At 55.4% G+C, this 14,573-nt stretch carries 12 protein-coding genes; 1 reads left to right on the top strand and 11 read right to left on the bottom strand.

Features of this window, described 5'->3' with window-relative positions:
- Positions 1-45: 45 nt before the first annotated feature.
- From dhaK to NST08_RS09950, 7 genes are all read right to left on the bottom strand, one after another.
- Positions 46-1,812, bottom strand: coding sequence for a dihydroxyacetone kinase subunit DhaK (gene dhaK, locus NST08_RS09980; RefSeq protein ID WP_028405246.1), 1,767 nt, complete (start codon positions 1,810-1,812; stop codon positions 46-48).
- A gap of 161 nt (positions 1,813-1,973) precedes the next feature.
- Entirely contained in the window at positions 1,974-3,467 is a 1,494-nt protein-coding gene (locus NST08_RS09975; protein WP_028405245.1) for an arylsulfatase, read from the bottom strand.
- A gap of 426 nt (positions 3,468-3,893) precedes the next feature.
- Entirely contained in the window at positions 3,894-4,484 is a 591-nt protein-coding gene (locus tag NST08_RS09970; protein WP_341341724.1) for a YdhK family protein, read from the bottom strand.
- 152 nt (positions 4,485-4,636) lie between these two features.
- The gene (locus tag NST08_RS09965; protein ID WP_341341723.1) at positions 4,637-4,975 is read right to left on the bottom strand and encodes a YolD-like family protein; all 339 of its coding nucleotides are present in this window, start codon (positions 4,973-4,975) and stop codon (positions 4,637-4,639) included.
- Positions 4,972-6,243: a DNA polymerase IV gene (locus tag NST08_RS09960; protein WP_341341722.1), complete on the bottom strand. Its 1,272-nt coding sequence runs from the start codon at positions 6,241-6,243 to the stop codon at positions 4,972-4,974. Before NST08_RS09960 ends, NST08_RS09965 begins: the two co-directional genes overlap by 4 nt.
- The gene (locus NST08_RS09955; RefSeq protein ID WP_007129666.1) at positions 6,240-6,623 is read right to left on the bottom strand and encodes a hypothetical protein; all 384 of its coding nucleotides are present in this window, start codon (positions 6,621-6,623) and stop codon (positions 6,240-6,242) included. The genes NST08_RS09960 and NST08_RS09955 overlap by 4 nt, the downstream gene beginning before the upstream one ends.
- A gap of 219 nt (positions 6,624-6,842) precedes the next feature.
- Complete coding sequence (locus NST08_RS09950; RefSeq protein ID WP_007129665.1) at positions 6,843-8,144, bottom strand: NCS2 family permease; 1,302 nt, start codon at positions 8,142-8,144, stop codon at positions 6,843-6,845.
- A gap of 125 nt (positions 8,145-8,269) precedes the next feature.
- Here NST08_RS09950 and NST08_RS09945 point away from each other — a divergent pair, with 125 nt between their 5' ends.
- Positions 8,270-8,980, top strand: coding sequence for an SOS response-associated peptidase (locus tag NST08_RS09945; RefSeq protein ID WP_028405240.1), 711 nt, complete (start codon positions 8,270-8,272; stop codon positions 8,978-8,980).
- A gap of 109 nt (positions 8,981-9,089) precedes the next feature.
- Here the strand turns inward: NST08_RS09945 and NST08_RS09940 are convergent, their stop codons facing one another.
- The 4 genes from NST08_RS09940 to NST08_RS09925 form a co-directional block, all read right to left on the bottom strand.
- On the bottom strand, positions 9,090-9,377 hold the full coding sequence (locus NST08_RS09940) for a stage VI sporulation protein F (RefSeq protein WP_007129663.1): 288 nt from the start codon (positions 9,375-9,377) through the stop codon (positions 9,090-9,092).
- 150 nt (positions 9,378-9,527) lie between these two features.
- Entirely contained in the window at positions 9,528-11,579 is a 2,052-nt protein-coding gene (gene recG, locus NST08_RS09935) for an ATP-dependent DNA helicase RecG (protein ID WP_007129662.1), read from the bottom strand.
- Positions 11,580-11,597: 18 nt separating this feature from the next.
- Positions 11,598-12,455 (bottom strand): DegV family protein, encoded by an 858-nt coding sequence (locus tag NST08_RS09930; protein WP_341341721.1) that lies wholly within the window; start codon positions 12,453-12,455, stop codon positions 11,598-11,600.
- 48 nt (positions 12,456-12,503) lie between these two features.
- Positions 12,504-14,291: a DAK2 domain-containing protein gene (locus NST08_RS09925; protein ID WP_040738474.1), complete on the bottom strand. Its 1,788-nt coding sequence runs from the start codon at positions 14,289-14,291 to the stop codon at positions 12,504-12,506.
- Positions 14,292-14,573: the final 282 nt, after the last annotated feature.

Genomic DNA, 14,573 nt, shown 5'->3' with positions numbered 1-14,573 from the left:
AAGAGCCGAGGTCGTCTTTCCATGCCTGGGAGAAGCTGCAAGGGGCTATTTCCGAAAAGACTCAGAGAGCGCCGTAAATATGACGCCGAGCGCATGGGCACCAGCGTCGGGATACCCGATGCTCCGCTCGCCGACCGTGCCGGCCCGTCCCATCCGCGCTGCGAAAGTTTCCGTCCGCTTCGCGCCTTCCACCGCAGCCCGGGCCGCATTCACGCCGGCTTCGATCAAATCCTCGCCGGAGCCTGCGCTCGCCTTCCAGGACTCCGCATAAGGGATCAGGGCATCCATCAGCGTCTTGTCGCCGACGACGGCTCCTCTGCCGAAGGATCGTTCCCCCGTCTCCTGGATGCCCTGAACGACCGCAGCCAGCATATCGGCGATTTCCGATACGGTCAGCTCCGTACGGCTGCCGGCGTATTTGCCCGCTGCGCGGAAGGCGGAGCCCCATATCGGACCGGATGCTCCTCCGCAGTGCTCCATAATGACCAGCGAGCATGCCCCCAAGAAGCTTCCCATATCTTTCGCCTGGGATAGCAGATCGTCCCATTCGGTTTTGAGCTGCTTGAAGCCTTTGGCCACGCTCATGCCGAAGTCGCCGTCACCTGCATGGGCATCCAGCTCGCAGAACGGAACTTCATTCTCAATAATGATTTCGCTCATTTTATCGATTGCATAGATCAGATTGTGAAGCGACAGACGGTCTTCTTGAATCACCGCATATGCCTCGTCGGTTATCGTCCGGAACGATACCGGCTTCGTGCTGTCCTTCTCCGCCGCTTCTCCGATGTAACGGACCGGATAATGATCATGCAGCTCCCGGACGACGAGGGCCGGCGTGCTGCATTCCGCGCTCAGCCAGCGCTTCCGTTCATCATTTAAGTTCATGATGGATAGCGAAGCGCCTGCCATATCAATGCTGGTCATATAGTTCCCGACAAAAACCCGGTATACCGCCACATTCAGGCGATGCAATTCCCGCATAACCGCATGGTTCAGCAAGTAAAGCTCCTGGACCGGGGTTCCCCCGAATCCGTTGACCAGCACGGCAACCTCTTTCACGGAAGCGCCCCCGGCCTGCAGGCTTTCCAGCAGCTCCGCTACCATCCGCTTCGCCAGCTCATCGGCGGACAGCATCTTTTCCCGCCGGATCCCCGGCTCGCCATGGATGCCGACTCCATATTCCATCTCCTCACCGCCAATGGAGAAGGTCGGAGTGCCTTTGGCAGGCACCGTGCATGAGGTGAGCGCGAAGCCGATGCTTTTGACGTTGGCAATCGCGCTTTGCGCCGCGGCCTTGACCTCTTCCAGAGACAGCCCGGCCTCAGCGGCTGCACCGGCGATTTTATGTACCAGCACCGTTCCTGCCACGCCTCGCCGCCCTACGGTATACAGGCTGTCCTCCACGGCGATGTCGTCATCAACCTTGACGTAATCGACCTGAAGACCGTCCTCGCCGGCCAGATGAGCGGCATTCTTGAAATTCATCATGTCTCCGCTGTAATTTTTAATGATCATAAGCGTTCCCTTGCGGCTTGCCGTTGACTTGAGCGCCTGATATACCTGAATCTGGGATGGCGAAGCAAACACGTCGCCGCAGACGGCCGCGTCCAGCATTCCCTTCCCTACAAAGCCGGCATGCGCCGGTTCATGGCCGCTGCCCCCGCCGCTGATCAGGGTGACTTTATCCTGATTAAGCTCCCTTTTCTTAATGAACGTATATTTCGGGTCAAACTCCAGCTCCGGATGAGCCATGACAAAACCGCTGCACATTTCCTTGACGAGGTTCTCCGGTTTGTTCATGATCTTTTTCATTGTATCGCATCCTTTTCTATCGAAATTCAGCTGCTCCAAGCGACATGACCATACTGTCATTATACATAAAGTATACCTGAAGTGCGTGCAGGCCCAGGGAACCCTTCACGACTTTGCGTCATTTTCGGATGACGGATTCGAAAACATGCGGGCATTCAACCTCACACCCGGATATGCGACAGCACGGCTTTCGGCTGGCGGCCTGCAATGAGCTTCCGGCCATCCGTATAGCCCTCTTCGCGCCCTTCCAGCTCCCGAACCAGGACGGATCGCCAATGATTGATGCGCTCCTGATACGGTTCATCCCGGATTGCGTTGTGCAGCTCCTCCGAATCATGCTCCAAATCAAAGAACTGCTCCTCGCCGGTTTGGGAATACCAGATGAACTTCTCCTTCCCGTCCGTGACCCAGTGGCTCGACTGAAGCCCTTGAGCATGCTCGCCATGCAGGTGGCTGCGCCAGGCCACGGCTCCTTCCTTCCCTCCCTGTTCTGCCGATGCGAGCCCCCAGATGCTCTGTCCTTCCACCGTATCCGGGACAGGCGCACCGGCTGCTTCAAGCAGCGATGGCATGATATCCCGCAGCTCCACCAGTTGATCCGCCACCAGGCCGCGTTTTAATCCCAACCGGTTCCCCGGATCGTTTACGATAAACGGCACATGGGCGCTTCCTTCGTACGGCAGAGATTTTCGGAACAAATGGTGGTCCCCGAGCAGCTCGCCATGGTCGGAGGTGAACACAATCACCGTATTGTTCAGCTCCCCATATTCATGCAGCGCCTGAAGGAAACGGCCGATCTGATGATCCAAATGCGTGATCAGGGCGTAATAGGCCGCCATTGCTTTACGCAGACGCCGTTTGGGCACGATTCCCCGCCCCGTGACCGGGGAAAGCCCCGCCTGAGAGACATCCTCCTTCTCTGCCCAATCTCCAACCGGCGGCTCCGGTATTTCGGCTTCCTCATACAGGTCCAGATAGGCCTGCGGGGGATCGAATGGCGGATGCGGGCGCACGAAGGACATCCACAGGAAGAACGGCTTCCCGGGGTCCCGGCGCCGGAGGAAATCAATGGATTGCGTGACCGTCCAATTGGTCGGATGCAGCATTTCGGGCAGATGCCAAGGCCGGGCGACCGTCGATGCGTTGCAGTCAAGGCCGAGATCGATCAGATCCGCACCGGGTACCCGCTCGCGAAGCCACGGAACATAATCGTCGACTTGATCGTAGTGCTCCCGCATCGGAATGCTGTGATTGTTGCGGTTATGGTGCAGATACCCGTCGTGGAGGACTACGTTATGAAATCCCATCAAGCTGCGCGCAGGATACACATGCATTTTACCGACGCACTGCGTATGATAACCCGCTCTCGCCAGTTCTCCAGGCAAGGTTCTCTCATAATTCCAAGGGACACGGTCCTGATATCCGACGCGGCCGTGAGTTCGCTGCGATTGTCCGGTAAAGATGGCTGCACGTGCAGGCACGCAGGTCGGCGTAGCGGAATAGGCGCGGCTGAACCGTACGCCGTTTCGGGCGAGCTCGTCCAGATTGGGCGTCTCGACGATGGGGTGGCCTGCAATGCTAAGACAATCAAAACGCATCTGATCTACCGTAATCAACAAAATATTAGGTCTTTCTTGGCTTTGGCTCGAATGCATTCCATTACCTCCCTCGCGTATGCACTTCTAAAACGCTTTCAATTTCATTCACCTTCATTAAACCTTCGTTTGGATGAAAAGTAAACCTATATTCCTGATCTTGCCGTGACCTAGGGTGCTTCCTGATCTTTTCGTGACGCAGCAGCTGTTTGGTTTGGTTCCATCCTCGTCCGGCGTCTAGCTTCCAACGGCCTCCGGAAATATCGGCTTTAAGGTGACGGACTCGGGAGGTGTCAACGAGCTGGTAAACGAACAAAACGGACACGCCGCAGCGAGCCCGTTCCTAGAGCGTGGGCGTGCAAATGACTGCAATTGACTGCAATGACAACCCATTTGCCACGCCCTTACTATCGATGACTTCCATTCAGGAATACATATTACCTCATCACATGTCGGGACTTCCGCCATGCTTCTGAGCATGCCAAATCATGATTGGACCGGCGATAATTCGCTTTCCGTCACCCATTTATGATTCTTCACTTCCTCGCCGCCTGTCGTTGGCGTGAAGTCAACCATATACACCGTCGTTTGCTCGGCCGAATCGATCCTCGCGGTTGCGCCCTTCATCCCTTCCATGTGGTCTGCATTGACAACGACTTCCGTGCCTGGCTGCAAAGGTGGCGCTCCCGGGTTCTGCAATTCTTCGTGAATGACCCACTTATGATTCTTGACTTCTTCTCCGCCGGTGGTCGGCGTGTACGAAATCGTATAAACCGTTGTGTCGTAAGCACCGACAATCGTTGCCGTTGCTCCCTTCATGCCCGCCATGTGATCGGAGTCTATCACGGCTTGCGTTCCTATGCCATAAGTCGGATTCTTGGCTTCCTTCAAGCCTTCAGGCACCTCGCCGGAACCGGAATGGTTCATTTTGCTGTGGTCCATCTCCCCCGCATGGTCTTGCTTTCCTGCATTGCTCGTTTCGCCGTTCGTATTTGCGTTGCCGCAAGCTCCCAGGGCCAAGAGCAAGAAAGCGGCAATGAGCCCTACAATCATCGGTTTTAATCCTTTTTTGAACATGGTTCCAAAAACTCCTTTCGATCCGTGATGCTTACGATCATATCAACCAGTTGTGAAGAACCTGTGTAGCTCGTTCAATTTCATTTCTGCCCGCTATAATTCTAGTCATACCCAAAACGGCGGAAGGTAATCTGCCGCCGTCCCAAACCAACCTATCTGACGGATACGATCTCATCGATCTTTATCCATTCCCACTCCCCGGGTCCGAGGGCCAGCTTGATCTCCCGTCTTTGAGTCAGCACGGTTGTAACGACTCCGGTGAGCTCAACATCCTCGTATTCATCGTAAAGCTGTAACGTAATGGTCCGGTGCTCATGGAAAGACTCGGCCAGCATGCGCTCGATCAGCTCCATTTCCTGCGGATCCAGGTTTGGCTTATCCTTTCTTCCCTCTTCAAGCTGCTGCCGAATAATCGTCGCTTTGTGCTCGGGCAGCATCATGCGGCTGGATTCCCACAGCCCGTTGCCTTCCAGCTTTTTTCGTGTTGTCATTTAAAGTGTCCTCCTATCTTAGCTGAACGATCCAGCGCTTGGCCCGCCTCCGTTTTGGAGACGGCCCGAATGACGATGCTATCCCCATACTTGCGCTTTAAGGCATCGGTCACCCGCTCAAGCGCCATCGATTTCTCGCGCCCCATATCGAACAGGGACAATTGATATTCCGTATCCGGGGTAAGCTGCGATAAACTGACGCCCACCCTGCGGATCGGCAGGCCGTCCCAATACTTCTCCAGCAGCCTGCACGCCCAGCGGTAAACTTGATTCGTAATGTTGGAGGGATCCTCCATCTTCATTTGCCGCGAAAATCCCGTAGGGCGGTCAAAGTCCGCTCCCATGCAGCCGACGGTTACGACATGGCCCATAAAGCCGAGTCCGCGGCATCGCTGGCATACAAGCTCCGTCAGCTCGAGCAGCACGACCTTAATCTCCTCCAGCCTGCCGTAATCGCGGGGCAGGGTCATCATATGACCAACCGACTTAGGATCAACCTGATGCGTCCCCGGACGTACGGGACTATCATCGATCCCGTTGGCAATTCTCCAGTACAATTCAGCCTGGATATCCGAGTTTTTCCCGAACTTCCGCCGCATCATCTGCTTGAGCTTAGGGAGAGGGGTCTGGGCAACGCTGCCGATCGTCGGCAGCCCCATGACATTGAAATGCCGGGTCATCCTGCTGCCGGCCATAAACATCTGGTTTACGGGAAGCTTCCACAGCGTTTCGGCAAGATTTTCTTTAGGCAGGGTGTAGATTCCGGATGCGGATTTTTTCGCGTAATTGTCGCAGGCGGTCTTGGCGAGGATTTTCGTTTCGGAAATTCCAAAGCGTGTATACACCCCTGTCGCATCCTGGACATGATCCTGAATCATTCGGGCAAGCTCCTCCGGCGTACAGCCGTATAAATGCAAGCTGCCCGTCACGTCAAGGAACTGCTCGTCGATGCTGTACGGCTCGACCAAATCGGTATAGGACTTATAGATCTCCGTGATCTGCATGGAGACATCGATATACCTCTGCATCCGCGGCTTGATAACGACGACGTCCGGACATTTCGCGAGCGCCTCTCCGAGCCTCTCGGCTGTCGTTATGCCTCTCTTCTTAGCAAGCGGGCATGCCGCCAGCACGATGCCGGACCGTCTTTCCGGATCGCCGGCAACGACTAGAGGTCGGTCTTTATATTCCGGATGCTCCGCCTTCTCCACGCTCGCGTAAAACGACTGGCAGTCCGCCAACATGACAACCCGTTTGGCCGGCTTCATGACAGACACCCCTTGTCTGCGATTTTCAAGCCCAGGTAGCTGTACGACCGTTCCTCGATTTCCGCCTCGATCAGCCCCCACAGCATGGACAGCTTATGTCGGTACCCTCTGCACATAAATTCCACTTCAATCCCGAGTCGGGTCTTTCGGTTGTCGTACACCTTTAAGCCGATCTCCCGCATATTCCTTCGAGCTGCCGTTAAATCGGCCAATGCCGCCCTCTCTATGCGCTCGATCATAACCTTGGTCAGCTCTGAGGTCTTTAGATCCGACCGGAACAGAATGTCCCGGTCATGTTCCAGCACATCGAGCAATAACGGCAATAGAGCGTAGTCCTTTACCAGCTTGGTTTCGTCTGACTTTAGCCCAATACTCAACATCACTATCCACCTCGTAACGGGAACGTTTGTTTGTATTATATGCGAACATTCGTTCTTTTATCAATGTAAATTTAACCCTGTTGTCCCCGAAGCGCCCCGGAACTTTAGCGGGATATATTAAACTTTCGCAACGAACGAAGCCCCTCCGGCGCGCAAGGCCGAAGGGGCTTGGTTAAGACAAACGGACCATCAAGCAAGGTGGTCCTGCCGGGCAAGAAGTCAATGCGGAACAAAAACAAGCTGCAGGACAAACAGCACGGCAAAAATATACATAAGCGGGTGAACGGCTTTCCACTTGCCCTTTACGATTTTCATCAGCGGGTACGAAATGAACCCGAACGCAATGCCGGTCGCAATGCTGGACGTGAGCGGCATCGTGAGAATAACGAGGAAGGCCGGGAACGCCTCGTCAAAGTCCTTCCAATCGATATGGCGGACATTGCTCAGCATCAGGCATCCGACCACGATCAGCGAAGGCGCCGTAATCGCGGACAAGCCGGCGACGGCACCGATGAGCGGGCTGAAGAAGGCCGCCACCACGAACAGGAGCGCCACGACCACGGACGTAAGGCCGGTCCGCCCCCCTGCGCCAACGCCTGCAGCCGACTCGATATAGGCGGTTGTCGGACTGGTGCCGACCATCGAGCCGGCAACGGTCGCCACGGAGTCCGAGAACATCGCACGCTCGGCACGGGGCAGCTTGTTATCCTTCATAAAGCCGGCCTGTTCGGCAACGCCGACGACCGTTCCGGTCGTATCGAACAGCGTGACGAGCAGGAAGGAGAATACGACTGCATACAGGCTGTGGGAAATAACATCGGAAGCCGCCGTGATCGGGTTCCATACGAGAATCCCTTCAGGGAGCGAAGGCGCTGACACGACACCGTTCGTAAACGACAGCATTTCCGCAAAATAAGCAATGATTCCCGTAATAATCATCCCGATAAACAAAGCGCCCTTCACATCGCGGGACAACAGCACCAAAGTTACGACCAAACCAACCAGTGCGAGCACCACGCTGGGTTGATGCAGGTCACCGAGCGCCACCAGATTATCCGGATGCGCTGTAATGATACCGCTCATCCGCAAGCCGAGAAAGGCAATGAACAACCCGATTCCGACGGTTATCGCATGCTTCAGATTCGCCGGGATCATCTCGATCAGCCTGCGCCGAAGAGTCGTCATGGACAGCAGCAGGAACAGGATGCCGGCAATGAACACCGCCGAGAACGCTTCGATGTACCCAAGTCCCGCATGCCCCTGAACGACCGAGTATGTAAAATACGCATTCAGCCCCATCCCGGGTGCAACAGCGATCGGATAGCGCGCAACAAGCCCCATCAGCAGGGTACCGATCACGGCAGCAATGATCGTCGCCGTAAAGCTCTGCTCAAACGGCACACCGGCCTCAGACAATATGAGCGGGTTCACCACCGTAATATAAGCCATTGTAAAAAAGGTCGTAATACCGGCAACCACTTCGGTCTTTACCGAGGTGCCGTTAGCTTTTAAATCAAACACAAAATATCCTCCATTTCTAATGCTCGTAACATGAGAGAAGCCGGAGCTTCTTGGGAATGCGATCCCTGCATGGTATACTCAACTCAAACCGATGAATTCGCTAGTTGAGGAGGCCGAAATAACCAATGTGCGGACGTTTTACGCTCACCGTCACCTGGGAAGAGCTGATGATGAGGTATATGCTCGATCCCGAGTCCGTCTCTCCCTTTCACATGCCGCGCTACAATATTGCCCCGACGCAAATGGTAACGGCCATCATCCATGACGGGCGGTCCAACCGGATCGGCCAGCTGCAATGGGGGCTCGTCCCATCGTGGGCGAAGGACCCCTCCGCCGGCAGCAAGATGATCAATGCGCGGAGTGAAACGCTTGAGGAGAAGCCTGCTTATAGGATACCCTTTTATCGGAAAAGATGCCTCATCCCTGCCGACGGATTTTACGAATGGCAGAAAACCGGCGAAGGAAAGCAGCCGCTTCGCATCAGCATGCGCAGCGGCCGCATCTTCAGCATGGCCGGGCTCTACGACACGTGGATCACGCCGGACGGGCAGAAATTAAGCACCTGCACCATCATTACAACAGAGCCCAACACGCTGATGGAGCCCATTCATAACCGGATGCCTGTCATTCTCCGCCAAGAAGACGAAGCGCTATGGCTTGACCGGAGCGCCGCCCCGGAGGGAAGCGATGCAGGCGCATCCTCCGCGCTCCAATCGCTTCGTGCGCTCCTGAGGCCCTATCCCGCTGAGGAGATGGAGGCCCATCCCGTCAGCACCATCGTCAACTCCGTCAAGAATGATACGGAGGAATGCATCCGCTCGATAACAAGCAGCTGACATCCCCGCAGCGTATGGATCCAAACGCGCAAGAAGCCCCCGGCTCAGGAGGAGACCCTCCTGCGGGGGCTTCGTCTTATGCTGAAATCTCCCGATGCACGCTCAGTTTTTAACGGAACATCCCCCACAGCTTGATTAAATGAAATGTATTGTTCGGATCGATGCGCTGTGCAAGCACGAATTGAACGATCTGCTGTTCCTGTACGGAGCTCAGCTTTTCATTTAAGATGCCGCTGGCGGTTCGCACCAATTGATGCACCTTCATGCTGTTCTGCAGATCCGCTTTGGTCAAGCCCTGCGTCAGGCCCTTGATTCTTTCTTTGACGAGCGGGTTTTTCATCTTAAGCTTGATGCGTTCCACCAGCTGCGGACTAATCCCGTACTGCTGATAACTCAATGGTAAGGCACCTCCCGTAATAATTGCTGTCGCCTTTTTTGAGTATATGACGAAGGCCCGTCCATTGTGCCAACGGATTCCCGCATCCTGCTCCTGCTCCCGCTCCCGGCCGGGGCTGCTTCTCTTCTTCGAGCTTGTAAGCTCTTAGGATTAATCCATAATATCGCCTTGAAAAATCTTCTCCTGCTGCAAATAATCTCGCAGCGGCTCGTACTCGGGGGAGGTCCAGAAGGAGCTGTCGCTCACCAGAGCGGCCGCATCATCCCTTGCCTCCTCCACGACTTTGAAATCGGCCACCATGTCGGCCAGACGGAATTCCGGCAGACCGCTCTGCTTCGTTCCGAAGAAATCCCCCGGACCCCGCAGCTCCAAGTCCCGCCGCGACACCTCGAAGCCGTCCTCCGTTTCGGTCATCACCTGCATCCGCTCCTGCCCTACCTCGGACTTCGGATCCGCGACCAGCACGCAGTACGACGCATGCTGACCACGGCCGACCCGGCCCCGCAACTGGTGCAGCTGCGACAAGCCGAAGCGGTCGGCGTCCATGATGACCATCAGGGTGGCGTTCGGCACATCGACGCCGACCTCCACGACCGTGGTCGAAATTAACAGCTGCACTTCATTCTCATAGAACTGGCGCATCACTTCATCCTTCTCGGCGGGCGTCATCCGCCCGTGCAGCAAGCCGACCCGATAGCGCGGGAACGCCTGCTGCATCTGGACATGCAGATCGATCGCATTTTGCACATCCAGCTTATCCGACTCCTCGATCAACGGCGCGATCAGATACGCCTGCCGGCCCTGATCCACTTCCCTGGAGATAAAGCCAAGCACACGGTCCATCAGATCATGCTTGACCCAATACGTGGTGATCGGAATACGCCCTTTCGGACGCTCCGACAGCGTCGACACATCCATATCGCCGAAGGCGGTAATAGCCAGCGTCCGCGGTATCGGCGTTGCGGTCATCGTAAGCACATCGGGATTGTAGCCTTTACGGCGCAGGATGCTCCGCTGATTGACCCCAAACCGGTGCTGCTCATCGGTGACGACAAGACCCAGCTGCCGGAAAAATACATCGTCCTGGATGAGAGCATGCGTGCCGACAACGACATCCGTCAATCCCATCTGGAGCGAGGCCAGCAGATCCTTGCGCTTTTTCCCCGTCACGCTTCCGGTAAGCAGGCCTACCGTAATGCCGAACGGCTCGAACAGCTTCTGCAGGGAGCGCATATGCTGCTCCGCCAAAATTTCGGTCGGCACCATCAAGGCCCCCTGAAAGCCGGATCGCACGGTCGTATACAAGGCGATAGCCGCAACGACCGTCTTTCCCGAGCCGACATCTCCTTGAAGAAGACGGTTCATGCAATAAGGAGAGCGCATGTCATGCAAAATCTCCAGCTCCACCTTCTTCTGCGCATCGGTCAGCTCGAACGGCAGACTGCGCACGAATTCCCGGATGGTGGCATTATCGGCCGTATGAACCACCCCGTCCATCCGGCCGCGGTTCAATGCGCGGAACGCCTGCATCTTCAGCTGGAACAGAAACAGCTCCTCATATACCATCCGGCGCCGGCCTTCCTGTCCTTCCCTGGAATCGACCGGCTGATGGATCGTCATAATCGCACGCTTCCGCGGCATCAGATCGTACTTCTGCAGCAGCGATTTCGGCAAAATTTCAGGGATCATCTCCCCGTACTGCTCCAATGCCTGTCCCATCGTCTTGCGGATCCAGGACTGCGTAATTTTCCCGCCGATGGAATAGACGGGCTGCAGTGTGCCGCTGCGGAATGCCCCTTTATCAGGGAATTCGGACTCGGAGACGGTCAGCTGCATTCTCCGTTGATCCCACTTCCCGGTCAGCACGATTTCCCGCCCGGCGGTCAGCTGGTCCTTCAGAAAATGCCGATTGAACCAGGTCGCCGTAAACATCCAGCTCTCAGCCAGCATTTTGCAGGTCAGACGGGACTTTCGCCCGTAACGCTGCAGAACGGGAACGCTGGCGACTTTCGCCTGGATCGTGATTTTATCCCCGTCCTTCACTTCGCTTAAACTCCGGAGCCGGTAATCCTCATACCGGAACGGATAATATTCGAGCAAATCCTTAACCGTATAGACGCCAAAGGCGTGAAGCTCCCCTTCTTTCAGAGCGCTCACGCCGTTGATCTGTCTGACGGATATGGAATCGAGTTTGAGACTCATATCTATCATCTACCTCACTTAAGCAGGCCAAATATAAGCTGCAATCGTTCCCGGCCCGACATGCGTGCCGATCACGGGGCCGATTTCGGAATATACGACATCCTCCACCGTGAACACCGCTGATAGCTGCTGCAGGAAATCCTCCACCAGAGACCGGTCGGCCGTATGTCCCACAGCCACCTTGATATGACGAACTCCCGGCAGATCCTGCTGAAACAGCTCGATCATGCGGGCGGTCGCTTTCTTGCGTCCGCGAACCTTCTCTACCGGAAAAATAATGCCTTCATCATCAATGGAAAGGATCGGTTTGATGTTAAGCAGCGTACCGAGCACCGCCGAAGCCTTGCCGATCCTTCCGCCCTTCTGTAAGTACTCCAGCGTATCGACCAGGAAATACAGTCTCCGTTTGCTGCGCAGCTCCTCCAAGGAGGCCACGATATCCGCAGCCGCCGCTCCCTCTTCGGCAAGCCTTGCCGCATGTACGACAAACAGGCCGAAGCCGTAGGAGGCGGACTTGGTATCCCATACGGTTATATCCGCATCCCGCTCAATGAGCGAGGTCGCGAGCAAAGCGGACTGGTAGGTGCCGCTCAGTCCCGATGAAATGTGTATTGATATAATCGAGCAGCCCGGATACCGGTCCAGAATGGATTCATACACGGCAACGAAATCCGCCGGCGACGGCTGGGAGGTGGTCGGCAGCTGCGTTGATTGTATCAGCTTCTTGTAGAATTCCCCTGCCGATATTTCAACACCGTCCAAATAGGTCTCTTCCCCGAACATCAGTCTCAGCGGCACGATATGAATGTTGTGCTGCTTCACCAGGTCTGCCGGAATATCCGCTGTGCTGTCTGTCACAATCACGGTCTTATTCACCGGAACCCCTCCTAAAAAATACCTTTAAATTAACACCGGTCCAATTGATCAAGATTCTACGGAGAACAGATAGGCATAGATCGGCTGTCCGCCGTAATGCACCTCAACCTCCGCATCCGGATACTGCTCTTCAAGCCAGCTCGTCAATGCGTTCGTTGATTCCTCCGACGCGTCCGCTCCCGTAAGCAGCGTGACGATCTCGTCTCCGGATTGAAGCATCTTGCCAAGCAGCTCCTGGGACGTCGTAATCAGATCAGGGGTCGCTGCCACAATGCTGGAGTTGCGGATTCCGATGAACTGTCCCGCCTTAATCTCCAAATCGTCGATCGTCGTGTCGCGTACCGCATAAGTCACCTGCCCGGATTGCACACGGGAAATCGCATCCAGCATGTTGTCCGTGTTCACGTCCGTGCTCTCATCCTCTTGGAAAGCAAACGCGGCCGCAATGCCCTGCGGAATCGTCTTGCTTGGAATAACCGTCACTTGACGCTCGCCCTCCAGCAGCTCTCGAGCCTGCTGGGCAGCCAGCACGATATTGGAATTGTTCGGCAAAATATAGATTTGCTGTGCCGAGATCGAGGAGATCGCGTTCACGAAATCCTCCGTGCTCGGATTCATCGTCTGTCCGCCGGACAGCACGACGTCAACGCCCAAGCTCTTGAAGATGTCCGAGATGCCGTCCCCCGAGGATACGGCAATGAATCCGTACGGCGCAATCTCATCCGCCGGCGGCACGGCCGGAGCTTCCGGAGTCTTCGGCTCGGCCGGGATATCGGCAAACAGCTCCGGCATCGGCGCGATATCCATGCCGGTCGTCAGCAGCTCGCGATGCTGCTCACGCATGTTCAAAATATGAATCTGGGTGATCTCGCCATAAAGCAGTGCCAAATTCAGCACATCACCTGGAGCTTTGGAGTGAACATGAACCTTAATCGTTTCGTCATCGGAGATGACGATGATCGAATCCCCATTAACAGCAAGCGCTTTCCGGAACTGATCCTCATCAAATTCGGCACGTGCTCCATCACCAAGCTGACGATTGATGAAAAATTCCATATCATACAAGAACTCGATATCTTCCGTCGACAACTGGGATTGAGCGGATGACGGAGGTGCGGTAACCGTCTGCAGGCTCGGAGCCGGGGTGCTGATAGGCTCAGCCTTGGCTGCGACCGTTGCGGCTTGTCCCCCTGCGGCAGCGAACGTGCCGGGTGCATCCTCTCTACGGAGCGCTTCCAAGAATCCTTCATAAATATACACAAGACCCTGTCCGCCCGAATCTACGACGCCGACCTGCTTCAGCACCGGAAGCATTTCCGGAGTTTGCGACAACGTCTCTTTCGCCTTAGCCAGCACTTGCTCCATCAGCTCGATGATGTCGCTGCTGCGGCGGGAATAATAGACGGCATGCTTGGCCGCTTCCTTGGCAACGGTAAGGATCGTTCCTTCAACGGGTTTGACTACGGCTTTATAGGCAGCTTCGACCCCGGTCTGTAATGCAGCCGCGAACTGATGCGCGTTCAGCTCTGTATAAGGCGCCGCATACCGGCTGAAGCCGCGAAATAACTGGGACAGAATAACCCCCGAATTCCCCCGCGCGCCCATTAGAAGCCCCTTGGACAGTACACCGGCGCTGTGTCCGACGGATTCCGAGTGCTTGCTCTTTAATTCGGCAACCCCAGCGGTCATGGTCAAATTCATGTTCGTTCCCGTGTCGCCGTCCGGCACCGGAAACACGTTCAGCGAGTTGACATGTTCCGCATGCTGCTGCAGCTGCTCCGCTCCGGCTAGGACCATCGCGGTAAATTCTGTTCCATTCAAAGAACGCTTACTCAATGAGAATTCCCCTTCCTGGCTTGATACCCTTTAAACCTTCTTACGAAAACTGTTATCTCTATTTGATAGCTAATAGCCGACGAAATGCCCAAAGCGATAAATAATAGACTTTCTATGATTAAACCGATCGCAACATGCTGATGGGCTGATCTCGTCTCCTCTCGTCTCGGGCAGTCTCCAGATGCTTACGGAGTCATGCCGACCAGCCCACAATACACTGTCTTTCGAATATTATGGACTAATCAACATTGTACTATAAGAAGAAAGAGAAATAAATGTTTT

It is taken from the genome of Paenibacillus sp. FSL K6-1566 (assembly GCF_038050475.1).
GTDB classification, from domain to species: domain Bacteria; phylum Bacillota; class Bacilli; order Paenibacillales; family Paenibacillaceae; genus Paenibacillus_AQ; species Paenibacillus_AQ lactis.
Note: the sequence above shows the minus strand (reverse complement) of the source record. Positions and strands in the feature narration are given on the sequence as shown.